This window comes from Streptomyces sp. NPDC001315, assembly GCF_042896175.1.
Classification (GTDB): Bacteria; Actinomycetota; Actinomycetes; order Streptomycetales; family Streptomycetaceae; genus Streptomyces.
The window spans coordinates 153,772-178,717 of the sequence record NZ_JBIAWZ010000006.1 but is presented as its reverse complement, the minus strand read 5'-3'; the positions used below and the strand labels follow the sequence as shown (position 1 = coordinate 178,717).

Annotated in this window: 25 protein-coding genes; 20 read left to right on the top strand and 5 right to left on the bottom strand. The window is 71.5% G+C overall.

Features of this window, described 5'->3' with window-relative positions; translation table 11 throughout:
* Positions 1-3: 3 nt before the first annotated feature.
* The 16 genes from ACFY16_RS19485 (at position 4) to ACFY16_RS19410 (ending at position 16,806) form a co-directional block, all read left to right on the top strand.
* Positions 4-1,815, top strand: coding sequence for a hydrogenase maturation protein (locus ACFY16_RS19485; protein ID WP_390648361.1), 1,812 nt, complete (start codon positions 4-6; stop codon positions 1,813-1,815).
* Positions 1,816-1,875: 60 nt separating this feature from the next.
* Complete coding sequence (locus ACFY16_RS19480; RefSeq protein ID WP_390648360.1) at positions 1,876-2,964, top strand: hydrogenase expression protein HypE; 1,089 nt, start codon at positions 1,876-1,878, stop codon at positions 2,962-2,964.
* A 75-nt stretch (positions 2,965-3,039) separates the two neighbouring features.
* Positions 3,040-4,824 (top strand): nickel-dependent hydrogenase large subunit, encoded by a 1,785-nt coding sequence (locus tag ACFY16_RS19475; RefSeq protein ID WP_390648359.1) that lies wholly within the window; start codon positions 3,040-3,042, stop codon positions 4,822-4,824.
* Positions 4,821-5,393, top strand: coding sequence for a hypothetical protein (locus tag ACFY16_RS19470; RefSeq protein WP_390648358.1), 573 nt, complete (start codon positions 4,821-4,823; stop codon positions 5,391-5,393). The genes ACFY16_RS19475 and ACFY16_RS19470 overlap by 4 nt, the downstream gene beginning before the upstream one ends.
* Entirely contained in the window at positions 5,390-6,085 is a 696-nt protein-coding gene (locus ACFY16_RS19465) for a DUF5947 family protein (RefSeq protein ID WP_390648357.1), read from the top strand. The genes ACFY16_RS19470 and ACFY16_RS19465 overlap by 4 nt, the downstream gene beginning before the upstream one ends.
* A complete protein-coding gene (locus tag ACFY16_RS19460) occupies positions 6,082-6,819 on the top strand; it encodes a DUF6084 family protein (protein WP_390648356.1) in 738 nt (245 codons plus the stop codon). Before ACFY16_RS19465 ends, ACFY16_RS19460 begins: the two co-directional genes overlap by 4 nt.
* Positions 6,816-8,258 carry a hypothetical protein gene (locus ACFY16_RS19455; RefSeq protein WP_390648354.1) on the top strand — a complete coding sequence of 481 codons (1,443 nt, stop codon included), beginning with the start codon at positions 6,816-6,818 and terminating at the stop codon, positions 8,256-8,258. Before ACFY16_RS19460 ends, ACFY16_RS19455 begins: the two co-directional genes overlap by 4 nt.
* Positions 8,255-8,803 carry a hydrogenase maturation protease gene (locus ACFY16_RS19450; RefSeq protein ID WP_390648353.1) on the top strand — a complete coding sequence of 183 codons (549 nt, stop codon included), beginning with the start codon at positions 8,255-8,257 and terminating at the stop codon, positions 8,801-8,803. Before ACFY16_RS19455 ends, ACFY16_RS19450 begins: the two co-directional genes overlap by 4 nt.
* 10 nt (positions 8,804-8,813) lie before the next feature.
* Positions 8,814-8,918: a DUF6893 family small protein gene (locus ACFY16_RS19445; RefSeq protein ID WP_390648352.1), complete on the top strand. Its 105-nt coding sequence runs from the start codon at positions 8,814-8,816 to the stop codon at positions 8,916-8,918.
* Positions 8,919-9,174: 256 nt separating this feature from the next.
* Positions 9,175-9,570 carry a hydrogenase maturation nickel metallochaperone HypA gene (gene hypA, locus ACFY16_RS19440; RefSeq protein WP_390648351.1) on the top strand — a complete coding sequence of 132 codons (396 nt, stop codon included), beginning with the start codon at positions 9,175-9,177 and terminating at the stop codon, positions 9,568-9,570.
* A 3-nt stretch (positions 9,571-9,573) separates the two neighbouring features.
* Entirely contained in the window at positions 9,574-10,314 is a 741-nt protein-coding gene (gene hypB / locus ACFY16_RS19435) for a hydrogenase nickel incorporation protein HypB (protein ID WP_390648350.1), read from the top strand.
* A complete protein-coding gene (gene hypF / locus ACFY16_RS19430; protein WP_390648349.1) occupies positions 10,311-12,713 on the top strand; it encodes a carbamoyltransferase HypF in 2,403 nt (800 codons plus the stop codon). The genes hypB and hypF overlap by 4 nt, the downstream gene beginning before the upstream one ends.
* 50 nt (positions 12,714-12,763) lie before the next feature.
* Positions 12,764-13,084, top strand: a complete 321-nt coding sequence (locus ACFY16_RS19425; RefSeq protein ID WP_390648348.1) for a HypC/HybG/HupF family hydrogenase formation chaperone — start codon at positions 12,764-12,766, stop codon at positions 13,082-13,084.
* Positions 13,081-14,205: a hydrogenase formation protein HypD gene (hypD, locus tag ACFY16_RS19420; protein WP_390648347.1), complete on the top strand. Its 1,125-nt coding sequence runs from the start codon at positions 13,081-13,083 to the stop codon at positions 14,203-14,205. The genes ACFY16_RS19425 and hypD overlap by 4 nt, the downstream gene beginning before the upstream one ends.
* A complete protein-coding gene (hypE, locus tag ACFY16_RS19415; RefSeq protein ID WP_390648346.1) occupies positions 14,198-15,277 on the top strand; it encodes a hydrogenase expression/formation protein HypE in 1,080 nt (359 codons plus the stop codon). Before hypD ends, hypE begins: the two co-directional genes overlap by 8 nt.
* 56 nt (positions 15,278-15,333) lie before the next feature.
* Positions 15,334-16,806 carry a hypothetical protein gene (locus ACFY16_RS19410; RefSeq protein WP_390648345.1) on the top strand — a complete coding sequence of 491 codons (1,473 nt, stop codon included), beginning with the start codon at positions 15,334-15,336 and terminating at the stop codon, positions 16,804-16,806.
* Positions 16,807-16,818: 12 nt separating this feature from the next.
* Here ACFY16_RS19410 and ACFY16_RS19405 read toward each other — a convergent pair whose 3' ends face one another.
* Complete coding sequence (locus tag ACFY16_RS19405; RefSeq protein ID WP_390648344.1) at positions 16,819-17,466, bottom strand: DUF6629 family protein; 648 nt, start codon at positions 17,464-17,466, stop codon at positions 16,819-16,821.
* Between the two features lie 237 nt (positions 17,467-17,703).
* Between ACFY16_RS19405 and ACFY16_RS19400 the strand changes: the two genes are divergently transcribed.
* Positions 17,704-17,919 carry a DUF4177 domain-containing protein gene (locus ACFY16_RS19400; protein WP_351140988.1) on the top strand — a complete coding sequence of 72 codons (216 nt, stop codon included), beginning with the start codon at positions 17,704-17,706 and terminating at the stop codon, positions 17,917-17,919.
* Between the two features lie 241 nt (positions 17,920-18,160).
* Here the strand turns inward: ACFY16_RS19400 and ACFY16_RS19395 are convergent, their stop codons facing one another.
* Positions 18,161-19,606 carry a glyceraldehyde-3-phosphate dehydrogenase gene (locus tag ACFY16_RS19395; RefSeq protein ID WP_351140984.1) on the bottom strand — a complete coding sequence of 482 codons (1,446 nt, stop codon included), beginning with the start codon at positions 19,604-19,606 and terminating at the stop codon, positions 18,161-18,163.
* Positions 19,607-19,931: 325 nt separating this feature from the next.
* On the opposite strand from ACFY16_RS19395, the gene ACFY16_RS19390 reads away from it, so the two are divergent.
* Both ACFY16_RS19390 and ACFY16_RS19385 read left to right on the top strand, forming a co-directional pair.
* Positions 19,932-20,330: an SseB family protein gene (locus tag ACFY16_RS19390; RefSeq protein WP_390648343.1), complete on the top strand. Its 399-nt coding sequence runs from the start codon at positions 19,932-19,934 to the stop codon at positions 20,328-20,330.
* Between the two features lie 118 nt (positions 20,331-20,448).
* Positions 20,449-21,543, top strand: coding sequence for a hypothetical protein (locus ACFY16_RS19385; RefSeq protein WP_390648342.1), 1,095 nt, complete (start codon positions 20,449-20,451; stop codon positions 21,541-21,543).
* A 12-nt stretch (positions 21,544-21,555) separates the two neighbouring features.
* On the opposite strand, the gene ACFY16_RS19380 is transcribed toward ACFY16_RS19385, so the two are convergent.
* Entirely contained in the window at positions 21,556-22,317 is a 762-nt protein-coding gene (locus tag ACFY16_RS19380) for a hypothetical protein (RefSeq protein ID WP_390648341.1), read from the bottom strand.
* A gap of 155 nt (positions 22,318-22,472) precedes the next feature.
* Here ACFY16_RS19380 and ACFY16_RS19375 point away from each other — a divergent pair, with 155 nt between their 5' ends.
* Positions 22,473-23,972 (top strand): PQQ-binding-like beta-propeller repeat protein, encoded by a 1,500-nt coding sequence (locus tag ACFY16_RS19375; RefSeq protein ID WP_390648340.1) that lies wholly within the window; start codon positions 22,473-22,475, stop codon positions 23,970-23,972.
* Between the two features lie 24 nt (positions 23,973-23,996).
* On the opposite strand, the gene ACFY16_RS19370 is transcribed toward ACFY16_RS19375, so the two are convergent.
* Both ACFY16_RS19370 and ACFY16_RS19365 read right to left on the bottom strand, forming a co-directional pair.
* Complete coding sequence (locus ACFY16_RS19370) at positions 23,997-24,386, bottom strand: MarR family winged helix-turn-helix transcriptional regulator (protein ID WP_390648339.1); 390 nt, start codon at positions 24,384-24,386, stop codon at positions 23,997-23,999.
* A 74-nt stretch (positions 24,387-24,460) separates the two neighbouring features.
* Positions 24,461-24,811, bottom strand: a complete 351-nt coding sequence (locus ACFY16_RS19365) for a VOC family protein (RefSeq protein WP_390648338.1) — start codon at positions 24,809-24,811, stop codon at positions 24,461-24,463.
* Positions 24,812-24,946: the final 135 nt, after the last annotated feature.

Genomic DNA, 24,946 nt, shown 5'->3' with positions numbered 1-24,946 from the left:
GCCGTGCACATCCTGCTCGTGGCCAGCGCGTTCAACAGCCTCACTCAGCGCGTCCATGCCGAACTGCGGGATCGCGGCCACACCGTGGCGGTGGAACTGGCCGTGCGGGGCCGGGCCCTGCCGGAAGCCGTGCGAGAGCACGCGCCGCAGCTCGTCCTGGCGCCGATGCTCAAGACGGCGATCCCCCGGGAGGTGTGGTCGGCGTACACCTGCCTCATCGTCCATCCGGGTCCCGTCGGCGATCGAGGCCCCTCCTCTCTCGACTGGGCGATTCACGAGGGCGCCGACCAGTGGGGCGTGACCGTCCTGCAGGCCGACGAGGAGATGGACGCCGGTGATGTGTGGGCGTCCATCCCGTGTCGGCTGCCGTCGGTGGCCAAGAGCGACCTGTACCGCAACGAGATCGCTGACGCCGCCCTCTCGGCCATTCTGCTCGCCGTGGAGCGCTTTGCCACCGGCACCTACGTTCCGCGCCGACAGGACGCGCCAGGCGCGACGGCGGCCCCGCCGCGTGCCCGTCCCTACCTGGACCAGAGCGTCCGGCGGATCGACTGGGACGAGGACTGCACGCAGACCGTCGTCCGTAAGCTGCGGGCCGCGGACTCGCAGCCCGGTGTGCTGGACGTGCTGCTGGGCGAGGAGTGGTATCTCCACGGCGGCCATCCCGAGGAGGTGTTGGGTGGACGCCCGGGCGAACTGCTGGCCACCAGGGCCGGGGCGATCTGCCGGGCGACGAAGGACGGCGCCGTGTGGATCCCCGAGCTGAGGCCCCGGCGTCGGCCGGGTCAGCCGCCCACGTTCAAACTGCCCGCCGTGCGGGCCCTCGGCGACCGGCTTCCGCGCCTGCCGGAGCAGCCCGCGCCGTTGGCGTCCCCCGAGACGCCGAACACGACCTGGACGGACATCCGTTATCGGGAGGACGGCAACACCGGTTTCCTCTCCTTCTCCTTCCCCGGCGGCGCGATGAGCACCACCCAGTGCCGTCGCCTGCTGGACGCCTACCGGGAGGCCTGCGCACGGCCCACCTCCGTGCTCGTGCTGGGCGGTCGACGTGACTTCTTCTCCAACGGCATTCACCTCAACGTCATCGAGGCCGCGGACGATCCCGGCGCCGAGTCCTGGGCGAACATCAACGCCATCGACGACCTGGTGGAGGCGGTCCTGACGACGACGGACCGGCTGGTGGTCTCCGCCGTCGCGGGCAACGCGGCAGCCGGAGGCGTGATGCTGGCCCTGGCCGCCGACGAGGTGTGGTGCCGCTCGGGCGCCGTCCTGAACCCGCACTACCGTCTGATGGGTTTGTACGGCTCGGAGTACTGGACGTACACCCTGCCGTGCCGGGTGGGTGCCGCCGCGGCCGAGCGGCTCATGCGTGAGGCCCTGCCGATGAGCGCCGTGAGCGCCTGCCGCCTGGGGCTCGTCGACCACGTGATCGAGTGCGGGCCGCAGGAGTTCGCCGCGGAGGCCGGCCGACTGGCGGCGCGGCTGGCGTCGTTGCCGGGGACCGGGGCGCGGATCGCGGCGAAGAAGGCGGAGGCGGACCGGCGGCAGAGCGTGGCGCCGCCGGCCGGCTTCCGGGAGCGGGAGCTGGCCCGGATGCGCCGGACGTTCCACGATCCCGACGCCCCCTATCACGCACTGCGTCGCGCGTTCGTCCGCAAGGAGACTCCGTCCGGCACTCCGGCCCATCTCGCGGCGGTCGCCAGGACGGGTCCGGGGGCCGGCCACTCCCAGGGTCCTGGGGCCGGCCACTCCGACCGTCATCTCACCGGAACGGCCCACGATGGCGTCTCACCAGGGACGGATCGCTGGTAGCAAGAACACTGAGGGTTGATTTGCAGGTTTTTGTCCCTTATGCCGCGAGGAGGCGGTCCCATGACTGCAGCAACGCCGGATTCGGTCGACGCTGCGGGCGGCGGAAGTACGGCCGCCGACGAGGCACCCACGATCCACATTCTCTGGATCAACGCAGGGCTGAGCTGCGACGGCGACTCGGTCGCGCTGACCGCGGCGATGCAGCCGAGCATCGAGGAGATCGCGCTCGGCGTGCTGCCCGGCCTGCCGAAGATCGCCGTGCACTGGCCGCTGATCGACTTCGAGTGCGGCCCGGTCGGCGGCGCGGACACGTTCATCGAGTGGTTCTTCAAGGGAGAACGGGGCGAGATCGACCCGTTCGTCCTGGTCGTCGAGGGATCCGTCCCCAATGAGGCGATCAAACCCGAGGGCTACTGGTGCGGCTTCGGGGACAACCCGGAGACCGGGCAGCCGATCACCACCAGCGAGTGGATCGACCGGCTCGCCCCGAAGGCGCTCGCGGTCGTCGCCATCGGCACCTGCGCCACCTACGGCGGCATCCATGCCATGGCCGGCAACCCGACCGGCGCCATGGGCGTGCCCGACTACCTCGGCTGGGACTGGAAGTCGCACGCCGGCATCCCCATCGTGTGTGTCCCCGGCTGTCCGATCCAGCCCGACAACTTCGCCGAGACGCTCACGTACCTGCTCTACCAGGCGGCCGGTGCCGCCCCGATGATCCCCCTGGACGACAAACTGCGTCCGACCTGGCTGTTCGGCGCCACCGTGCACGAGGGCTGCGACCGCGCCGGCTACTACGAACAGGGCCAGTTCGCCGAGACGTACGACTCGCCGAAGTGCCTGGTCAAGATCGGCTGCTGGGGTCCGGTCGTCAAGTGCAACGTGCCCAAGCGCGGCTGGATGAGCGGTATCGGCGGCTGCCCGAACGTCGGAGGCATCTGCATCGCCTGCACCATGCCGGGGTTCCCCGACAAGTTCATGCCCTTCATGGACGAGCCCCCCGGCGCCAGGGTGTCCAGCACCGCGAGCGGCGCCTACGGCGCGGTGATCCGCAAACTGCGGTCCGTGACGAGCCGGACCGTGGACAAGGAGCCGAAGTGGCGCCACACCGGGGAACGCATCACCACCGGGTACCGGCCACCGTGGTGAGCCCTCGCCGTACGTGAGCCCCCGACCCGCCTCACCTCCCACACCCGCGCGCAACGAAGGGCACGGCACACAGAGATGGCACCGAAGACAAAGGCGGCCGGCGACGGCAGTGGCCTGGTCGAGATGGCCTGGGACCCGATCACCCGGATCGTGGGCAGCCTGGGCATCCACACCAAGATCGACTTCAAGCAGAGGCGGGTCGCGGAGTGCTACAGCACCTCGTCGGTCTTCCGCGGCTACAGCGTGTTCATGCGCGGCAAGGATCCCCGCGACGCGCACTTCATCACCAGCCGTATCTGCGGCATCTGCGGCGACAACCACGCCACCTGTTCGGTCTACACCCAGAACATGGCGTACGGCGTGAAGCCCCCGCACCTCGGTGAATGGATCATCAACCTCGGCGAGTCCGCGGAGTACATGTTCGACCACAACATCTTCCAGGAGAACCTGGTCGGGGTCGACTACTGCGAGAAGATGGTCAAGGAGACCAACCCCGGTGTCCTCGAACTGGCCGAGCGCACCGAAGCACCCCACGCCGGGGACCACGGCTACCGCACGATCGCCGACATCATGCGCGCGCTCAACCCGCTCGAGGGCGAGTTCTACCGCGAGGCCCTCCAGGTCAGCCGCTACACCCGGGAGATGTTCTGCCTGATGGAGGGTCGCCACGTGCACCCCTCCACCCTCTACCCGGGCGGTGTCGGCACGATCGCCTCGGTGCAGCTCTTCACGGACTACCTCAGCCGCCTCATGCGGTACGTGGAGTTCATGAAGCGCGTGGTGCCCCTGCACGACGACCTGTTCGACTTCTTCTACGAAGCCCTGCCCGGCTACGAAGAGGTGGGGCGGCGGCGCGTCCTGCTCGGCTGCTGGGGAGCACTCAACGACCCCGAGTACTGCGACTTCACGTACGCCAACATGACGAACTGGGGCCGGCGCATGTTCGTCACGCCCGGCATCATCGTCGACGGCAAACTCATCACCAACGACCTCACCGAGATCAACCTCGGCATCCGCATCCTGCTGGGCAGCTCCTACTACGAGGACTGGCAGGGCCAGGAGCAGTTCGTCACCCACGACCCGCTCGGCAACCCGGTGGATCCGCGCCACCCCTGGAACCAGCACACCATCCCCGCTCCGCAGAAGCGGAACTTCGACGACAAGTACAGCTGGGTGATGTCCCCACGCTGGTTCGACGGCAAGGACCACCTCGCCCTGGACACCGGCGGTGGCCCCATCGCGCGGCTGTGGTCCACGGCCCTGTCCGGGCTCGTCGACATCGGCTATGTGAAGGCCACCGGCCAGAGCGTGGTCATCAATCTGCCGCGCACGATGACCAAGCCCGAGACCACCTTCGAGTGGAAGATCCCACGCTGGAGCAACGCGCTGGAACGCAACCGCGCGCGGACCTACTTCCAGGCCTACACCGCCGCCGTCGCCCTGCACTTCGCGGAGAAGGGACTGGAGGAGGTGCGGGCCGGGCGCACCCAGACGTGGGAGAAGTTCGAGGTGCCGGACGAGAGCATCGGCGTCGGATTCACCGAGGCGGTACGCGGTGTCCTCTCCCACCACATGGTGATCCGCGACGGCAAGATCGCCAACTATCACCCGTATCCGCCCACCCCTTGGAACGCCAGCACCAGGGACTCCTTCGGCACTCCGGGCCCGTACGAGGACGCTGTGCAGAACACGCCGATCTTCGAGGAGAACACCCCGGAGAACTTCAAGGGCATCGACATCATGCGCACCGTCCGCAGCTTCGACCCCTGCCTGCCCTGCGGCGTCCACATGTACGTGGGCGGCGGCAAGACCGTGCAGAAGATGCACGTGCCCACCGGGCTGAGCGGACTGGGCGGTTGAGCGCGGTGGAGACGAGAAGCGCGGTGAACGCCGAGCAGACGGGACGCCGTGTAGAGGAGGTACTGGACCGGCTGGCGGCCACGGGCGACGGGGCCGCCGCCGCGGCGGCGGAGGAACTGGTGCGGTCACTCATGGACTTCTACGGCGCCGGCTTGTCCCGCATCGTCCACCTGCTGTCCGCGCCCCGAGACCTGCGTCCTGCGAGCGACCCCCTGACGGCACTGCTCGGTGACGAACTGGTGGCGAGCCTGCTCGTCCTGCACGATCTCCATCCCGAGGACCGGGACGCCCGTATCGCCCGGGCACTGGGCAGCGTCCGGGACCACGGCCTGGAAGCGGTGGACTTCGACGAGTCGAGCGGGACCCTGCGGCTGCGGGCCCCGGCGGGTGGGGGATGCGGCTGCGCCGCCACCGCCGCGTCCGCCCGGCAGGCGGTGGAGGACGCGCTCGCCTGCTTCGCACCGGAGGTGAAGGCGGTCGACGTCCAGACCGCCGCACCCGCCGGGCCGGCCCTGCTCCAGATCGGAAACGGCCCGAAGACCGCTTCGACGGCGGCGAAGACACCATGAGCGCACCCCGGACCCCCCTCCGGACTCCTGGACCGGCGCCGAGCGGCACGGGCGGCCTGCGCAGGTTCCTGACCGAGCGTCCGCCCCGGCCGGAGCGGTGCGAGCTGTGTGCGGTGGCGGTGCCCGAGGAGGACCACCGCCACCTGGTCGACACCGAGAAGCGAGCCCTCGTCTGCGCCTGCACGGCCTGCGCCCTGCTGATGGAACAGCCGGGCGCCGCCGCGGGACGCTTCCGCGCGGTCCCGGACCGCTACCTCACCGACCCGGACCACCGCCTCGACGAGACCGCGTGGGAGGCGCTCCAGATCCCGGTCGGCGTCGCCTTCTTCTTCCGCAACGCGGCGCTCGACCGGCTGATCGCCCTCTACCCGAGCCCGGCCGGAGCCACCGAGAGCGAACTCGAACCCGCGTCCTGGACGGCGGTCCTCGGCGACAGCCGCCTCACCGAGCTGCTCGAACCCGACGTGGAGGCACTGCTGCTGCGACGCACCGAGGGCCGCTGCGAGTGCTACCTCGTACCGATCGACATCTGTTACGAACTGGTAGGCCGTATGCGGCTGTTGTGGCAGGGCTTCGACGGCGGGGCCGAGGCGCGGGCCGCCCTCGACGCGTTCTTCGCGCACGTCGCGCGACGCGCCGAAGCGGTGCGGGAGACGGCGAGTGAGACGGCCGGCGGGGCGGTCCGGTCGTGACGGAGTTCGCCTTCGCGTGCACCGGAGTGCGCGCCGACCGGTACGCCGCCGGACCCACCCTTGTCTTCCGGCTGCGCGTCACCGCGGCCGGCAACGCCCGCGTGCACGCCCTCGCGCTGCGCTGCCAGATCCGCATCGAGCCCGCCCGGCGCGGCTACGCGCCCGCCGAGGCCGACGGGTTGAAGGACCTCTTCGGCGAGCGCTCACGATGGGGCAGCACCCTCCAGCCGGTGCAGCTCGCGCAGGTCTCGGTGATGGTCCCCAGCTTCACCGGAGAGACCGAGACGGACCTTGTCGTGCCCTGCACGTACGACATGGACGTCGCCGCGACCCGCTACCTGGACGCGCTCGACGGCGGCGAGGTGCCGCTGCTGATGCTCTTCTCCGGTACGGCGTTCACCGGGACCGGCGGATTCCGCGTCGAGCCGATTCCCTGGGACCGGGAGACGTCCTTCCGGATGCCGGTCACGGCATGGCGGGAGACGCTCGAACAGCACTTCCCCGGGTGCGGCTGGATCCGGCTGCCCCGCGACACCATGGACGCCCTCCTCGCCTACCGCTCGCGGCGGGCACTGCCCTCCTGGGAAGCGACCCTGCGGGCTCTCCTCGACGAACGCGGCACCACGGACCCGCCGAGGACGGACCCGCCCAGTACGGACCCGCCCAGCAGGGATGCGCTTCGTACGGACCCGTTCGCTGCGCTGACGCGAAGCACCGGAAGGACGGCCCCGTGACCGTGACCGCGTTCACCCCGGCCACCGAGGAACGGTTCGCCCTCGCCCGACAGGTCGCCGATGCCGTTCTCTTCGAGGGCTACGTCCTCTACCCGTACCGGGCCTCGGCGGCCAAGAACCGGCTGCGCTGGCAGTTCGGGGTGCTCGTACCGCCCGCCTGGGGCGCCGAGTGCGAAGAGCACGACTTCCAGCACACGGAATGCCTGATGGAACCGAAGGCGGGCGCGACCCTGTCGGTCGAGCTGCGCTTTCTGCACGCCCGGCGACGGATCGTGCAGCGGGCCCGCCCGGACGGCGGCTTCGACACAGTTCCCGAACTGCGGCTGGACGACCGGGTCCTGGTGCCCTGGGACGAAGGAGCGGAGGACCATGTCGAGGTGGTCGCGTCGGTGGACGAGCTCCTGGGGGACGGCGTCACGGTTCCCTTCACCCGCCCCGCCCGGGAGGAGACCGAGCCGGTTCTCGACGGGGCGGGCCGGACAGTGGGCCGACTGGTCCGCCGTCGCCAGGAGCTCAGCGGTGCCGTCCGGCTCTCGGCCCGCGAACTCGACGGGCCCTACCGGGCCATGCGGCTGACCGCCGTCGTCGAGAACACCAGCACCTGGATGCCCCCGGAGGGCCGGACCGCCGACCGGGACGCGGCGCTGCCGTACTGCCTGGTCGCCGCACACCTCCTCATGGGCCTCAGCGCCGGGTCGTTCCTGTCCATGACGGATCCCCCCGAGTGGGCGAAGGGCGCGATCGCGTCCTGCCGCAACCTGCACACCTGGCCCGTACTCGCCGGCGAACCCGGCCGCGCGGACCTGGTGCTGTCCTCGCCGATCATCCTGGACGACCACCCCGCGATCGCCCCGGAAAGCCCGGGAGCGCTCTACGACGCCACCGAGATCGACGAGATCCTCGCGCTGCGGACCGCGGCCCTCACCGACGAGGAGAAGCGCGAGGCCCGAGGGACGGACGCGCGGGCCGCCGCGGTGATCGACCTGGCGGACTCGATGCCCCCCGAGGTCCTGGAGCGTCTGCACGGGGCGGTACGGAGCCTGCGCGACGTGACCGGCCCCGGCCCGGTGAACCCGGTCGGCACCGCGGGCCCGGGATTCCCCGACGAGTACGGCGTGCAGCGCCAGGACACCCCGTGGTGGGATCCGGGGAGCGACGCCGGCTTCGATCCGGCACAGGACCGCGTCGTCGTGGACGGCCGGTCGCTGGGCGCGGGAAGCCGCGTGCTGCTGCGCCCGGGCCTGCGGCGCACCGACGCACAGGACCTCTTCCTCCAGGGCCGCAGCGCCAAGGTCGAGGCGGTGCTGCACGACGTCGACGGCGGGGTGCACCTGGCCGTGACGGTCGAGGGGGATCCGGGCGCCGACATCCGTCGTGAGCAGGGCCGGTTCCTGTACTTCCAGCCCGACGAGGTCGCACCGCTGGAGGACGAGGCATGAGCGTGCCGACGGAGGCGCCCGCACGGATCCTCGTCGCCGGCATCGGCAACATCTTCCTCGGGGACGACGGCTTCGGCGTCGAGACCGTGCGCGCACTCGCGGGGAGACAACTGCCCGAACACGTCGAGGTCGTGGACATCGGCGTACGGGGAGTGCATCTCGCGTACCAGGTCCTCGACGGCTACGACACCCTGATCCTGGTGGACGCCACCGCGCGGGGCGAGGCACCCGGAACCCTGTACGTGATCGAGCACGACGGCGTCGGCGGGAACGAGCCGCCCGGCGCGGCGCTCGACGGACACCGCATGACCCCCGACACCGTGCTCGCGCTGCTGGGGACCCTGTGCGCCGGAACCGGCGGACAGCCGCCCCGGCGCACGCTGGTGCTCGGCTGCGAACCGGCCTCGGTGGAAGAGGGCATCGGTCTCAGCCCGCCGGTCTCGGCCGCCGTACCGGAGGCCGTCCGGCTGATCGAAGAGTTGCTGCGGGCCGACGAGCCGGGAGAGTCCGCGCCGCGGGCCACGGTCGGCGAAGCCGCGAAGTGAGGAGAGAGCAATGATCAAGACCCTCGTCGGCGGCGCGGTCGCCGCCGTTGTCGCCGCCGTTCTCGTGCAGTCCCTGCCCGACATCAGGCGCTACCTGCGCATGCGCAGCATGTGAGCCGACGCCCTCCCGGCCGGACGGCCGGGAGGGCGCGCCGTGTCGAGCCGTCGCGGCGAACGCCGTGGCGAGCCATTACGGCGAACGCCGTGCCGAGTCGTTGCGGCGAACGGTGTACCGGGCCGGCCGACGACGGCGTGCCGGTCCGCCACCCCTGGACGCCTCCTCTGTAATGGAGGCGGTGGACGACCTGCCCGGCGGGCCGATCGGCTCGCCGGCGGTCGGCGGCGACCGGCCCTTGCCAGGACGGAGACCGATGCACGAGATGTCCATCGCGCTGGCGGTGATCGACCAGGTCGAGCGGGCCGCGCAGCAGGCCGGCGACGTCACGGCGGTGCGATCGGTACGACTCCAGGTGGGCGAACTGGCCGGTGTCGTCCCCGACTCCCTCTCCTTCTGCTTCGAACTGGCCTGCGCCGGAACCCTCCTGGAAGGGGCCGAACTGGCCACGGACGCGGTACCGGGGCGCGCCCGCTGCGCGCCGTGCGCGCACGAATGGGCCGTCGGCATGCCACCCCGGCTGAGCTGCCCGGCGTGCGGCGGGACGAGCACCGAGCTGCTGGCGGGCCGTGAACTGCAGATTGTCAGCGTGCACTGGGACGACGGCCGGACGCACGCACCAGCCCGCGAACCGATCCCCGAGGAGCGCTGAACCATGTGCCGTGTGGTCGACCTGCAGCAGGCCGTACTCGCCAAGAACGACGCGAGCGCACACACCCTGCGCGCCGAGATGACGGCACGCGGGACAGCGGTCGTCAACATCCTCTCCAGCCCCGGCAGCGGCAAGACCGCGCTGCTGGAACGCGAACTGCTGCTGGCGCGGGAGCGGTCGGTGCCCGTCGCGGCGCTGACCGCCGACCTCGCCACCGAGAACGACGCGGCGCGGCTGGCGCGTTCGGGCGTCCCGGTCAAACAGGTGCTCACCGACGGGCTGTGTCACCTGGAGGCCGCGATGCTCGGCGGGCACCTCGACGGATGGCTGCCCGGCGACACCCGGCTGCTGTTCGTGGAGAACGTCGGTAACCTCGTCTGCCCGGCCTCCTACGACCTCGGAGAAACACTGCGCGTTGTCCTGGCCTCCGTGACCGAAGGCGAGGACAAGCCGCTGAAGTACCCCACCGCCTTCGGTCTCGCGCACCTGGTGGTGGTCACGAAGACCGACATCGCCGCGGCCGTCGAATTCGACGAGGCGGCCTTCCGAGCCCACGTCGATCAGGTCAATCCCGGAGTTGAGGTGGTGCTGACCTCCGCTCGGCGGGGCCAAGGGGTCGGCGCGCTGCTCGACAGGGCGCTGGCGGCAGCGGACGGCGCGCCCCCGCACGAACCCGTCATGGCCCGCAGGGCGGACGCGCCCCACCACACCCACGCCGGCACCATGACCCACACACACCCGTGAGCGCTGCACCGTCCGCGACCGCGGTCGCCGGTGACCCACCGCTGCGCCGTCGGGTCACCGTCCGCGGCGTGGTCCAGGGAGTCGGCTTCCGGCCCTACCTCTACACCCTCGCCACCGCGCTCGACCTGTCCGGGCATGTGACCAACACTCCGGAGGGCGTCGTCGCCGAAGTCGAGGGAGCAGCCTCGGCCGTCACCCGCTTCTGCGAGCGGATCGCCGCCCAGGCGCCACCGCTGGCCCGCGTGGAGTCCGTCGACCACCAGGAGGTGCCCGTCACGGGCGGCACCGCGTTCACCATCCTGGCCTCCCGCACCGACGGACCCGCGCGCACCCTCGTGTCCCCGGACACGGCCACCTGCGCCGACTGCCTCCGCGAACTGGCGGACCCCGCCGACCGCCGCCACCGTCACCCGTTCATCAACTGCACGCACTGCGGGCCGCGCTTCACGATCGTCACCGGTGTGCCGTACGACCGTGCGCACACCACGATGTCGGGTTTCGCCCTGTGTTCCGACTGCGCCCGGGAGTACGCCGATCCTGCCGACCGCCGCTTCCACGCCCAGCCGGTCGCCTGTCCCGCCTGCGGTCCGCGGCTACGGCTGCTCGTGCCGCGACAGGACCTCGGCGGGCAGGCGACGACCGTCCCCGGGTCGGATCCGGTGGCCGATGCCCGTGCGCTCCTGGCGGCCGGTGCGATCCTCGCGGTCAAGGGCCTGGGCGGCTACCACCTCGCCTGCGACGCCTCGAACTCCGACGCCGTCGCCTCGCTGCGTCGCCGCAAGGCGCGGGGAGACAAGCCGTTCGCCGTCATGGCCAGGAGTGCGGACGACGTCGAGCACCTCGTCCGGCTGAGTCCCGCGGAACGGACCCTGCTCGAAGGCGGCACCAGACCCATCGTGCTGCTGCGCCGCCGTACGGACCCGGCGCCGGGGGAGGTACGGCCCGCCGCCGCTGTCGCACCCGGCAGCCCGGACCTCGGCGTGCTGCTGCCGTACACGCCCGTGCACCATCTGCTGCTCGGCCTGCCCGGCGACCCCGACGGCCCCCGGCTGCTCGTCATGACCAGCGGCAACGTGGCCGGCGAGCCGATCGTCACCGACGACGGCGAGGCGCTGGAACGGCTGGCGCACCTGGCGGACGCCTGGCTCACCCACGACCGGCCGATCCATGTGCCGTGCGACGACTCCGTCGTGCGGGTCTGCGACGGACAGCCCCTCGTGATCCGACGCGCCCGCGGCCACGCGCCGCTTCCCGTGTCGCTTCCGGTGCCCGTGCGGCCGGCCCTCGCCGTCGGCGGCGATCTGAAGAACGCGTTCTGCGTGGGGGACGGGCGCCGGGCGTGGCTGTCCGCGCACATCGGCGACATGGACGACCTGAGCACCCAGCGGGCCTTCGAACGCGCCCGGGCGCACCTGGAGTCGATCACCGGAGTGCGGCCGGGGCTGCTGGCGGCCGACCGGCATCCCGCCTACCGCTCCGCTCAGTGGGCCGACCGCAACGCGGGCGGGCGGGCCGTCGTACGCGTCCAGCATCACCACGCCCACGTCGCCGCCGCCATGGCCGAACACGGTCTGGACGGCAGCCGTCAGGTGATCGGCGTCGCCTTCGACGGCACCGGCCACGGTGACGACGGCGCGGTGTGGGGCGGGGAGATCCTGCTCGCCGACTACGACGGCTTCACCCGGTTCGGGCATCTCGCGTACGTCCCGCTGCCCGGTGGCGATGCCGTCGTGCGCCGGCCGTACCGCATGGCGCTCGCCCACCTGCGCGCGGCCGGGATCGGCTGGTCGGACGAGCTCGCCTGCGTAGCCGCCTGCCCGTCCGACGAACGGCGGGTACTGGAGCGGCAGTTGGAACGCGACCTCAACTGTGTGCCCACCTCCAGCATGGGCCGGCTCTTCGACGCCGTGTCGTCCCTCGTAGGTGTGTGCCACCGGGCCGGATACGAGGCCCAGGCGGCCGTCGAGCTGGAGGCCGCCGCACTGCGGGCCCCCACCGAGGACGCCACCGCCTACGCGTTCGCCCTCCTGCCCCCGGAGCGGGACGCCGGCGGGGCGGTGCGGGCCGATCCGGCACCCGTCCTCGCGCGGATCGTCGACGACCTGCGGGCGGGCGCGGACGCGGGCCTGGTCGCGGCCCGCTTCCACCGGGCCGTCACCGGTCTCGTCCGCGTGATGTGTGTGCGGGCACGCGAGCGGCACGGGCTGGACACGGTGGCCCTCAGCGGCGGGGTGTTCGCCAACACCCTGCTCTCCTCGGCCTGCGCCGGGGCGCTGCGCGCGGACGGGTTCACGGTCCTGCGTCACCACCTGGTCCCGCCCAACGACGGCGGGCTGGCGCTCGGCCAGCTGGTGGTGGCCGCCCGCACCAGGGCCCGGCCGGGGGACACCGACCGATAACCGCCCCGGCAGCACCGGGCGACGCAAACGACCACAGCGAGGAGAGGCCCATGTGCCTGGCGGTACCCGGCCGAGTGCTGGACATCGAGGAACGCGACGGCACCCGCATGGCCAACGTCGACTTCGGCGGCGTGGTCAAGGAGGTGTGCCTGGAGTACCTGCCCGACCTCCAGGTCGGCGAGTACGCCATCGTCCACGTCGGGTTCGCCCTGCAGCGGCTGGACGAGGAGTCGGCGAAGCGGACGCTCGAACTCTTCGCCACCCTCGGCATGCTGCAGGAGGAGTTCGGCGACCCCTGGGAACTGGCCGCGGAGACGGGCGGAGCCGCCCCGACCGAGGTCGAGGACGTCATCGAGGAGGCGCGGAAGTGAAGTACATCGACGAGTTCCAGAATCCGGAGCTGGCCCGCCGGCTCCTCGACGACATCCGCTCCACGGTGACCCGGCCGTGGGCCCTGATGGAGGTGTGCGGAGGACAGACGCACACCATCATCCGCCACGGCATCGACCAACTCCTCCCGGACGAGGTCGAACTGATCCACGGGCCGGGCTGTCCCGTGTGCGTCACCCCGCTGGAAGTCATCGACAAGGCACTGGAGATCGCCTCCCGCCCCGAGGTGATCTTCTGCTCCTTCGGCGACATGCTGCGCGTGCCGGGGACCGGACGGGACCTGTTCCAGGTACGCGGCGAAGGCGGCGACGTACGCGTCGTCTACTCGCCGCTCGACGCTCTGCGCATCGCTCAGCAGAACCCGGACCGCGAGGTGGTGTTCTTCGGCATCGGCTTCGAGACGACGGCGCCACCCAACGCCATGACGGTCCATCAGGCGAGAAAACTCGGCATCCCGAACTTCAGCCTGCTGGTGTCGCACGTGCGCGTGCCCCCCGCCATCGAGGCGATCATGAGGTCCCCGAGCTGCCGCGTCCAGGGTTTCCTCGCGGCCGGCCACGTCTGCAGCGTGATGGGCGTGCGGGAGTATCCGGAGCTGGCCGAACGCCACCGGGTACCGATCGTCGTCACCGGATTCGAACCGCTGGACATCCTGGAAGGCGTACGCCGAACCATCCACCAGCTGGAACGCGGCGAACACACCGTGGACAACGCCTACGCCCGTGCCGTCCGCCCGGAGGGGAACCCCGCCGCCCAGGCCATGCTGGAGGACGTCTTCGAGGTCACCGACCGCGCCTGGCGCGGCATCGGCGTCATCCCCGACAGCGGCTGGCGGCTGTCCCGGAAGTACCGGGACTACGACGCCGAGTACCGGTTCTCGGTCACCGGCATCCAGACGCTCGAACCCGAGGAGTGCCGCAGCGGCGAGGTCCTGCAAGGCCTGATCAAGCCGCACGAGTGCGAGGCCTTCGGCACCCTCTGCACCCCCCGCACCCCGCTCGGAGCCACCATGGTCTCCAGCGAGGGCGCCTGCGCCGCGTACTACCTCTACCGCCGGCTGGACATCCCCACCGCACCCCGGGAGGCGAGCCCCGTTGTCTGAGACCACCGACCTGCGCGTACCCGCACTGGACCCCGAGGCGTGGACCTGCCCGGCTCCGCTGCGCGACCGGCCCCGGGTCGTCATGGGGCACGGCGGTGGCGGGGCGCTCTCCGCCGAGCTGGTGCAGCATGTGTTCGCGCCCGCCTACGGGGGAGAGGCGCTCGCCCAGATGGGCGATGCCGCGGCTCTCACACTGGGGGGCGTACGGCTGGCGTTCTCCACCGACACCTTCGTGGTGCGACCGCTGTTCTTCCCCGGCGGCAGCATCGGTGATCTGGCCGTCAACGGCACCGTCAACGACCTCGCCATGAGCGGCGCCCGCGCCGCCTACCTCTCCTGCGGCTTCATCCTGGAGGAAGGCGTCGAACTGGACGAGGTCGACCGGGTGGCCAAGGCGCTGGGCGCCGCGGCGCGCGCCGCGGGCGTCGAGGTGGCGACCGGCGACACCAAGGTGGTGGAGGCCGGCCACGGCGACGGGATCTTCATCAACACCGCGGGCATCGGCCTCGTCCCGGCGGGCGTCGATCTGCGCCCGCAGCGGGTCGTCCCCGGCGACGTCGTGATCGTCAGCGGGGGGATCGGCGTCCACGGAGTGGCGATCATGAGCGTCCGTGAGGGCCTGGAGTTCGGAGTGGAACTCGAGAGCGACTGTGCCGCGCTCGGCGGTCTGGTCGACGCCATGCTCGCCGTCACCCCGGACCTGCACGTGCTGCGCGATCCCACGCGCGGAGGGGTGGCGGCCGCACTGAACGAGATCGCGGCGGCCTCCGGCGCCGGTGTGATCATCCAGGAGCGCGAGCTGCCGATCCCGCCGACCGTGGCCAACGCGTGCGCCATCCTGGGCCTGGACCCCCTGTACGTCGCCAACGAGGGCAAGCTGGTCGCCTTCGTCCCGCGCGAACACGCCGACGCGGTTCTGGATGCGATGCGAGCCCACCCGCTGGGCAGCGACTCCGCGATCATCGGCGAGGCCGTCGAAGACCACCCGGGCATGGTCGTGGCCCGCACCGGACTGGGTGGCACGCGCGTGGTCGACCTTCCGATCGGGGAACAGCTGCCGCGCATCTGCTGAACCCGCGCGGAGGCCGTGCTGCGGGCGTGGTTCCCGCTGATGGCATAGTGCCTCGCATGCCTTCTCGGATACGGATCAGCAGCCGCGGGGCCCTGGCGGCCGCAGGTCTCACCGCCGTCCTCGGCACGGCCGTCGCGCCCGCCACCGCGGCTCCCGCCACTGATGACGTCGCGTTACACCTCACGGCCCCGGCCACCATGGTCGTGTACAACGCCGACGAGGGAGGCAAGGCGGTCAAGTCGGACTTCGTCGTACCCGTCGAAGTGACCGGCGACGGCACCCCCGCCCGCAACATCAAGGTCGTGGTCGACGCGTCCGGGCTGGAGGGCATCGCCCGCGTGACCAAGGGCGGGTACGGCAACTGCACCGGCCAGGGCTGGGTCTACACCTGCATGTACGGCACCATGAAGGACGACAGCGAGGCCAACGCGCCCTTCGACATCCTCGGCGTGGACGGGGTACAGCCGGGCGACAGCGGGACGGTCACGTACACGGCCGGCGCCGACAACGTGGCGCCCGTCACCGGCACCACCCGCATGATCATCGGCGGTCCGACGCTGAACGCGCCCGCGAAGGAGGAGGCGGTGAGCGGGGTGGAGCCGGGGAAGCCGGAGCCGGTGACCCCGAGGTTCGCCAACCTCACGCGGTTCACCGCGAAGCGGGGCGTAGCCCTCCAGGTCAAGGTGTCGGACGAACTGACCCTGACGAAGCGTCACAGCAACTGCTACTACGCGGGTTCCTCGCCCACCTCGGCGTGGTGCACCTTCCCCACCAAGGCCGCACCGGGCACCGCGTACCGCACCAGCTCCCCACTCACCTTCACGGCCGCCCCCGGGAAGCTGACCGGCCGCGTGAGCTACAGCTGGTCGTCGGCCCCGCAGAAGCCCGGCGACCACACCGTGCGCGGCACGGGGGCCCCGCTCACGCTGACCGGGACGGCCGACCGCGGCTTCGGGGGCGGCGAAGGCGTCCTCAAGGTGGAGACCACCGAGCAGGCCGACTACGAGCCGGTCACCGCGACGGTCCGGGGCCGGGTCGGCGACACGGTGAAGGTGCGGCTCGGGGTGCGCGACCTCAGCCCCGGCCGGCTGATGAGCGACGAGACGCTCGGCCGCTTCGAGGTGGTCCCGCCGGAGGGCACCACGGTCACCTCCATCCCGTACACCTTCGAGGACTCGGGCGGGGACTGGGCGTGCAAGCGGCCGGACAAGTCCGGCGGGGCGTTCGTCTGTGAGATCGGTGACGCCCTCTTCTCCGAGGGCGAAGACGGTACGACCACCATCGACTTCCACGTCCGCATCGACCGGCAGGTCCCCGGCGCGCGGGGCACCATCCGGACGTACAACCCCTTCGACCGCACCCCCGGCAACGACACCGCCGTCATCCCGGTCCAGGCGTCACCGGCCCTGCCCCATCGTCCCTTCCTGCGCCCCGCGACCTGGGCCGCGATCGGCGCGGGTGCGGTCGGGGTCGTGGTACTGGTCACCGCGTACCGCAGGCGCCGCGGCCGTCCGGGGGAGGCCGGGTGAGCAGGCTGGGGATCACTGTGCCGCGATCGGGCCACGTGGCTTCGCCGGAGTGGCCAGGCGTGCGCGCACCCAGGCGAACAGCACCAACGAGCACACTGCCGCGAACGCGCACCAGGTCGACACGAACTCCAGCCGCCACAGCGCCCAGCAGACCGACGCGCCCACGGCGACCAGGATCCCCAGCATCAGCAGTCGTCGGTCGCCGGACAGCAGCAGAGAGCCCACAGTGGCCAGGAGGTAGCCCGTGACGAGCAGAGGCGCGTGGGGCAGGCCGAGCACGTAACCGACCGTGCGACCGCGGATCTCGGCCGTCACCGGGCCGGTGGCAACGCCGTACGCGAGCACCGCGGCGGTCGCGGCTCCGGCTGCGAGGGGGAGAACCAGCCGGCGACGGGCGTGCGACGGGGCGGCGCACATCACTCCCGCCGGCACCCACACCGCCAGCAGGGGCAGCGCCATGACGGCCCACGCGACGGTGGCGGGGCCGCTGCCCCCACCCGAGCCCCAGATCACCGACTCGACGATCTGGTGGGCTCCGAGCAGCAACGGCAGTGCGGCGAGCGGAAGATCCCGGCCGCTGCGCACCTGTGCCACACAGGCCACGCCGACAGCCGCGACACCGGCGCCCGCGACGAGATCGGCCGTCGCACTCCAGCACATCACGCCACCAAGGGGTTCACCGTCGGGTCCGTCCGCCGTCGCCGCGGACCACGCTACGGCCCTTTCCGCCGACGGTCCGCGTGACACGACAGCCGCGTCGCCGAGGCGGTGCCCGGGCACGGCCGGATGCTCCGCGAAGCGGGGCCGTCGGTGGCCGGCGGCACCGAGGATGATTGGCTGGCCCCGGCCACCACACCACAACCCGGCCCGGCCGGCCCGCGGGAGGACTTCGCAACCATGAGCAGCCCCTACACGTACGAGTACAAGGTCGTCACCTTCCGGGAGTCGCTGATCGGCGACGCGCTGGACAGCGACAAGCTGGAGAAGGTCCTGAACAAGCATGCCGAGGACGGCTGGGGCCTCAAGGCCATCACCTCCGCCGACGTCAAGGGACGCATAGGCCCGGGAGCCGTCGAGGGGCTGCTGCTGACCTTCGAGCGTCCGCGTCGGTAACGGTCCCGGAGCCCGTTTCGTTCGAGCGGTTGCTTCCGGACCGGGCTCCGAGGCGGGGCGGACGACCCGACGCCCGGCCCATCGAGGACTGGACGATTGTTTCTGGCCGCGGACGGGGAGTCCGGCAAGCGCTTCGGCAACGAGAGCCTCCGCAGCGGCCTGATGCCGATCGGTATCGGTCGTCCCCCGCCCGCTGTCGTCCGCCCGTCTGCCGGACGTCGGATCGTTCGGTCCCCGGTGGTCAGACCGCCGGCGCCGGGTAGGTCGGGTACTCCACCCCGGAGACGTGCTGGACGACGCGGATGACCTGGCAGGAGTAGCCGAACTCGTTGTCGTACCAGAGGTAGAGGATCGCGTTGTCGCCGTCGACCTTGGTGGGGCCGGCGTCGATGATCGAGGCGTGGCGGGAGCCGATGAAGTCGCTCGAGACCGCGTCGGGTGCGGTGGTGAAGTCGATCTGCCGCTTGAGCGGTGAGGTCAGTGACACGTCGCGGAGGTAGTCGAGGACCTCCTCGCGGGTGGTCTCGCGGCCGAGCCGCAGGCTGAGGATCGCGATCGAGACGTCCGGCACCGGGACGCGGATCGAGCTGCCCGTGATCGGCGCCTTCAGGTCGGGCAGTGCCTTGGCGACGGCGGAGGCGGCTCCGGTCTCGGTGATCACCATGTTGAGCGGCGCCGAGCGGCCGCGACGGTCGGCCTTGTGGTAATTGTCCAGCAGGTTCTGGTCGTTGGTGAACGAGTGGACGGTCTCCACATGGCCGCGCAGGACGCCGTACTCGTCCGCCATCGCCTTCAGCGGCGGGACGATCGCGTTGGTGGTGCAGGACGCGCAGGACAGGATCTGCTCGTCCGGCTTGATCGTGTCGTGGTTGACGCCGTGCACGATGTTGGGGACGTCGCCCTTGCCCGGCGCGGTCAGGACGACCTTGTCGATGCCGGGGCGCAGGTGCTGCGACAGGCCCTCGCGATCGCGCCACTTGCCCGTGTTGTCGATGAGGATGGCGTCCTTGATGCCGTACGCCGTGTAGTCGACCTCCGACGGGTCGCCCGCGTAGATCACCTTGATCTCGTTGCCGTTGGCGACGATCGTGCTGTTCGCCTCGTCGACGGTGATCGTGCCCTGGAACTGGCCGTGGATGGAGTCGCGGCGCAGCAGCGAGGCACGCTTGACGATGTCCTGCTCGCCGCCCTGGCGGACGACGATCGCGCGCAGCCGCAGGCCGTTGCCGGAGCCGGACTTCTCGATGAGCAGGCGGGCGACGAGGCGGCCGATGCGCCCGAAGCCGTAGAGGACGACGTCGCGCCCCTCGCCGCGCTCGATCTTGTTGGCACCAGTGGCGCCGGCGACGGCCTCGGCGGTGAACTCCGCCACCGTCAGACCCCGGTCGTCGGTCCGGTACGTCGCGGCGAGCATGCCGATGTCGATCTGGGAAGGGCCGAGGTCGAGCGCGGTGAGAGCCTGCAGGAACGGCAGCGTCTCGGTGACCGAGAGCTCCTCACCGGCTATCTGCCGGGCGAATCGGTGGGTCTTGAGGATGCTGACCACCGACTTGTTCACCAAGGAACGGCTGTGCAGCAGGACCGTGACGTCCCGCTCCCTGTGCAGCTTCCCGATCATCGGGATCATCGACTCCGCGATCTCCTCGCGGGTCTTCCAGTTGGTGAACGAGTCCTCGTTGACAGTCACAGGTTCATCTTTCGAGCTAGGCGGTGCTCAGATGTTAACCTCCCGCGATTTCGATCATGGAGGAGGGCCCGGGAAGGCGGGGCATGCTCACTCGGCGGTGGGCCGGACACCGTCTGCCTTCAGCCGCGTCGGGTGAGCACGATGACCGCGTTGGCGGCGACGACGGCCCCGATGCCGCCCGCCTCCACCCGGGTCGAGCACGGTCACCTGGATCCGGTCGTCGGCGCGGGAATGTTCCCGTCCGTATCGGGTACGCGAACCCAGCCGCGCCCGGGTCCCATCCGGACGGGGCAGGCCCACGACCACCGCTACCAGGGGATCTGCCATGGACACACCTGCCCACGACGAGACCGGCAGCACCGCGCAGCGGGCGCTGGCCGCGCTTTCCGAGAACACCGAGGACACGGACGCGCTCGACACGCTCGCGCACAGCGACGTACTCGTACCCGTACCCGAGGACGCCCCCGAGGAGGACGCGGACACCGTTGCGCTTCCCGTCCTGGAACAGCAGGGCGGCGATCCGGTGGTGCCCGTGTTCACCTCGGAACCGGAGATGGCCCACCTGCTGCCGTTCATCCAGCGTTACCGCCTGGTGCCGCTGGGCGCGCTCGCCGCGCAGTGGCCGTCCGACGACCTGTCGCTGACCATCGACGCCGCCGGGTCACACGCCCTGACGCTCACCTCGGAGGGCGTGCGCACCCTGCTGGCCCGGCCGCAGGGCTGAGCGACCCACTTCGGCGGCCGGGTGGGCCCGACCGCCGGATCCACGGACACCGGCCGCCCCGCGGCCGGATGGATCCCGCCGACCTGAGGTACCCGCGGGCGCGGTCCAGAATGACCGCATGTTCTGGATCTCCGGTGTGGCCGGCGGCCTCGTCCTTCTGGCCGTCCTCAGCAGCATCCTGCGCACCCTCGTGGTGCCGCGGGGCCTCTACTCCGCGCTGGTCTTCCGGCTGTGGTGGCTCCTGCGGCGGCTGCTGCGCCTGGCCGCGCCCTCCGGCGGCTACCGTGCCATCGACCGCGCGCAGACGTGGCTCGCCCCGTTCATGCTGATCGGCATGCTCGCGACCTGGCTCGGCGGGGCCCTGGTCGGCTACGGGCTGCTGCAGTACGCACTGTCCCCGCTGTCCTGGGCGACCTCCTTCCGGGAGGCAGGCTCCAGCCTGTTCACCCTCGGCTTCGCCAGCGGCGCCCGGATCAGCCTGTCCGCGCTCGACTTCGTCGCGGCGGCCACCGGCCCCGTCGTCATCGCCCTTCAGATCGCCTACCTGCCCACCCTGTACGCCGCCTACAACCGGCGCGAGCTGGAGGTCACCCTGCTCCAGTCGCGCGCCGGGGAGCCCGCCTGGGGCCCGGAGATCCTGGCCCGGCAGTGGCTGGTCGACACCGAGACGGCACTGCCCGAGCTGTACCGGTCCTGGGAGCGGCTGGCCGCGGACCTGGGCGAGAGCCACGCCACCTATCCGGTGCTGCTCGCCTTCCGCTCGCCCCGGCCGTACCGCAACTGGCTGGTCGGGCTGGTCGCCGTGATGGACGCGGCGGCCATGCAGCTCGCGCTCGCCCCGCGCAGCGCCCCGCCGGAGGCCCGTCTGGTGCTGCGCGCCGGATTCTCGGCGCTGCGGGACATCGCCCGTTCGGTCCGCATCCGGTTCGACCCCGACCCGGCCCCGGATGCCCCGATCCAGCTGACCTTCGCCGAGTTCGAAGAGGCCGTGGCGATGCTGGAGGCCACCGCCTTCCGGTCCGAGCGCACGACCAAGGAGGCGTGGCCGCACTTCCACGGCTGGCGGGTCAACTACGAGGCCGTCGCCTACGAGTTGTGCCGCCGCTGCGACGCGGTCCCGGCCCTGTGGACCGGCCCGCGCGACTTCCGGGCCACCTCGGTCTCGCCTGAGCGGCCGATCGATCGGCAACCCGGGCCGACCGCGGCCGGATAGCGCGGGCACGCTCTACCCGGCGTTCCGGCGCACCGCCTCGTCCCACGCGCCAGGGCTGCGGTAGTGGTTCCTGTGCCCGGCGGCGAGTACGGCGTGCAGTTCTCCGACGTGCTCAGTGCCCGTCGGCAGGTCCAGGTCGGCCAGAAGGGACAGCGCGCCGGTCGGTTCGAGGTCGCCGTGTACATCGTGATAGCCGTTCAACAAGGCCTTGAAGAGCGCCGGATGCAGGACCGGCAGCCGCGCCGCGGCACGGTACGCGGCGTCCTTCGCCGGCCAGGGCACCGGGCCCGAGCACTCCAGGACCCGGCGGGTCCGGCGGAGCAGGGCCTGCGGAGCATCGCTCCTCAGCAGGCCGATGTCACGGCCGAGTACCTCGGCGAAGGCGACGGCGGCGGTGTCCCGGTCCTCGAACCAGTCCACCCACAGCGAGTACGTGACGGCCTCCGCATCCCGGGGCGCCTCCAGCCGCCGCCGGTAGCTCTCCCACAGCGGCTCGGCGGGCAGCGGCCCTTCCGGGCCCCGGTCGGCGAACCGGATCTCGCAGGTCACCCAGTAGTCGTCGAGCAGATCAAGCAGCCCGAACGCCAGTCGCAGCCGCCCCGTCGCGTCCCGGTCCCCGTCGGTCAGCGCCAACCCCGCCCAGCCGTGGGCGACTTCGTTGGAGGTGAGCCGCTCGCCCGGGGCGTCGTCGGCGGCCCACGCCCCGTCGTCGAGCCGGGTGACGCCGTGCTCGGCCAGCCAGCGCCGGGCGTCCTCGATCGCCTCTTTGTCCACCTGGGCAGTATGCCTCGGACGTGATCCACCCGGGCGCGTTATGCTCCAGCGCCCCTTCGTGCCGGAGGGGGTGGCGCTGGGGAGCGCCATGGAGCAGAACAGGACGGGGGACAAGGGTGGTTGAGGACAGCAGACCGCGCGCGGGGCGGAGAGCGGTGCCCGCCGGCCTGATCGTCGTGGCGGCCGGTGCGGTCGCCGGACTGGCGGTGGAGTACCACTGGCTGGGCTGGACGTCCATTCCCGGCGGTTCCTGCGGCAGCGACTACGACCCCTGCCCGGACGGCACCACGCCGACCCTCCTGCTGGCGTTCCTGTTCACCTTCGCCGGTCTCGGCGCGGTGGGTGCCGCCGTCGCCGCGTTCACCCGGATCCGCCCCGGCAAGGCGCTGCCCGCCGTCCTCGTCTCGGCGGGCGTGCTGCTCGCGCTGTGGCCCGGCTGGCAGGCGTACCTGTGGATGCGCGGACCGGTCCTCGACCCCGCGTGGGAGGCCGGCCGGGACCGCCCGTCGACGGTGCGCGGCCTCGGTGTGTGGACCGTCGGCGAGGACGCCGCGACGGTGGTCCGGGTGCGCGGCGACGCGCTCGTGGCGTACGACTCCCGTGCCGGGGAGCGCCGTTGGTCCCTGAGGGCTCCCGTACGCGCATCGGTGTGCGGGATGAGCGAGCGCGTCGTCGACGGCATCGGCCTGGTCGCCTTCGGGCGGTACGACGAGCCGTGCGACACCGTGTGGGGCGTCGACGTGCGCAGTGGCCGCAAGGTGTGGGAGCGCAAGATCAGCGGGGTTCCCCAGTACACCTCCGGCAGTGACAGCCTGCTCACCGCCGACGCGGGCGTGGCCGTGGCGCTGGCGGACGGAGCTGTCCACGGCTACGACCTCGCAGACGGCACGCCGAGCTGGACCGCGAAGCTGAACTCGACGGACGGCGACGGCGACGCGGTGGAGTGCCAGCCGCAGGTCGCCTCCGCGGCCGGCGGCAGCACCAGGGTCGTCGTCACGTGTACGAAGCTCGGAGATTTCAGGTCGGCACGGCTGGTGACCCTGGACAACGCCACGGGGAAGGAACGGAGCAGTCGCGAGCTGCCGGTGGAGAGCCCCGTCAGCACGGTGATGGTGGTCTCGGCCGACCCGTTCACCCTGCTGCTGAAGGAGGAGGACGAGCGCGGCGTCGCCGCCGTGCTGGCCTACTCCGGCTCCGGCGGCGACCCGGTGAACATCCCCCTCACCGCCGACGAGGAGGATCTGACCGTGGTCCCGACGGGCACGTCCTTCACCGCACGCCCGGCACTGCTGGCGACGGTCAGCGCCGGCACGCTCGTCGTCGCCGCCACGAAGCCCGGCGCCGACGAGCCCCAACGGGTCGCCGGCTACTCGCTGCGCGACGGACAGCGCCTGTGGCACCAGGACCTGGGCGGCACGATCACCGCCCTGGCTCCCGCGGGACGCGGTCAGGTCGCCGTGCTCGGCGGCGACGACCGGCTGTGGACGCTTGCCGCGGCCGACGGGAACCGCCTGGGTGAGGGCGACGGGACCATGGTGCGCGATGTCGACGGCAAGATCGAGAACACCGCTCAGCTCCTGAGGGCGGGCGACACCTGGATCGTCGTCAACGTCGACGGCGACAGCCACCCGCCCGTACTCGGGGTCAAGGGATGACAGAGAGGACGGTCCGGGCCGGCCCTAGTCCCCGAGGACGCGTGCCAGTACCGCACGCTGCAGCGGCAGCACCTCGGCGTGCAGATCGCGGCCCTTGCGGGTGAGGGCGACCCACACGCCCCGCCGGTCCTCCACGCAGACGGAACGCTCGACGAGGCCCTCCTTTTCCAGCCGCCCGATGAGGCGGGACAGGGCACTCTGGCTGAGGTGGACCCGTCCGACGAGGTTCTGCACCCGGCAGTGGTCGCCCTCCTCGGGCGACTCGACGGCGAGGATGTCGAGCACCTCGAAGTCGCTCGCACCCAGGCCGTGCGGGTGCAGCACGCGGTCGATCTCGCACATCGCGCGCGCGTGCACCGACAGGATGTCCCGCCACCGTTCCTCGAGCCGGGCGGCCGCCGTCTTCACTGCCATACCGGCACGGTAACACCGATCCAGCCATTTGTTGAGTGTGCAACTAGTGCGCGCGCAAGCAGCGGGGCGCTGTCTCAGGCGGCCGGGTCCTGAAGGAGGCCCACGAGGTTCCCGTCCGCGTCCTTCACCGAGGCGATCAGCCTGCCGCCGCCGACGTCCTGCACGTCCTGAAGCAGCTCGGCCCCCGCCTCCAGCAGGGCCGCGAGCCGCGCCCGGATGTCGGAGACGTGCCAGTACGGCACCGGCCCGGTCATGCCCTTGGCATGCCCGTTCGGGTCGAGGCCCACGTCCTGGCCGGCGTCCTTGAAACCGACGTAATACGGCTCGTCCGCGTACGGCTCGACCTCCAGCAGTGCGCTGAACAGGGACTTCGCCCGGGCGAGGTCCTTGACGGGGTAAATGATCGTCTTGAGTCCGGCGGTCATGACGTACTCCTCCGTGAGATGCGGGCCGACGGGGCGCGTCGGTGTCGGACCGACGTTTTCCGCCGGTGATCCCACGCTAGGCCGGGGGAGCGCCGGACGACTTCTCCGATCCTGACCGGTCGCGGGCGAACCGGC